Annotated in this window: 1 protein-coding gene; it reads right to left on the bottom strand. The window is 48.4% G+C overall.

Features of this window, described 5'->3' with window-relative positions; genetic code table 11:
* Positions 1 to 161: 161 nt before the first annotated feature.
* Positions 162 to 1,112, bottom strand: a 951-nt coding sequence (locus KDK18_RS07050; protein WP_257254172.1) for an autotransporter outer membrane beta-barrel domain-containing protein, incomplete at its 5' end; no start/stop codon positions are given.

The raw sequence follows: 1,112 nt of genomic DNA, 5'->3' as shown, positions 1-1,112 counted from the left end.
GGGAATCAATGGCTTTCCCGGTGAATGACAAAGATCTGTTGCTATGATCCTGCTCACCCGGAACGAGATCGGGTGATGCTGTACCCGTTTGTAATGCGAGTCAATCAGCGCACAAAAGGCCGGTTTGGCATACAACCAACCGGCCTGATTTATCATCCGGCTCAGAAAGCGGCTGAATACGTCAAACTGACCAGCTCGGAGCCATCAGCCTGACCGCTATAGTTATAACTCAGGCGCAACTTGCCATCACCCAAATCCATTGCAGCACCCAGATTAGCGGTAACGAAGCCGCCTTCATCCACATAGGCTCCGGGCAGGCGGTACTGCCCAAAATTCAAATTGGTATTAGTGACGTTAATGCTCTCAAAGCCACCTTCCTGCTCATCTGTATGATACATTTCGGCATCAATGAGAATGGTTTTCGTGAGCTGCATACTACCCATAAAACCAGCACGCAACTGCATGCTTTCTGTGGATTGATTCCCCCAGTCGTAATTAGAAATTTCTCCGCCACTCTCGGTATAACCGTTAACAAAAGCATGAATGGTTTGTAATCCGAGAACAGGGCCAAAAACAAACTGCGACGATTCATCCAGCAGGTTATAACCAGCCAGCAGATCAAGACCCAGAGCATAGCCTTCGGTATCCCCTTTGGCAGTATAAGTCTGCGAACCGATGTTGAAATCCCGCGCAAGATCAGAATAATCCATATTGGTATAACCCAATGCACCTTCTAAAAACCAGGCACCTGCACGATAACCATAAAGAATATTCAGACCATAATTGTTTGCCTCAAACGATGAGCCATCGACATCCAGCTCATTCTGCCCCAAAGTAACAGCAACACCCAAAAAATGGTTGTCATCCAGGCTTTTGATCAATCCCACAGTGGATGAGTAACGATCATCTTCGGGACTTAAGCCGCCATCCAGCTCACTGGTCCCCGAAGCGCCACTGATAAACCAACCACTTTTTACATCCTTCCAGCGGGACTGACGCATTTCATTGGCGACTGCACTGAATTGACTGCGAGCTGCACTCAGCCCCATCTGTGGTAGCAATCCCACTTTTCTGGGGGCTATGATGATATCCGCCATGTAATCTGCAGCCAG

The organism is Endozoicomonas sp. SESOKO3 (genome assembly GCF_024606255.1).
The sequence above is the reverse complement of the archived record's forward strand: the minus strand, read 5'-3'. Positions and strand labels throughout refer to the sequence as shown.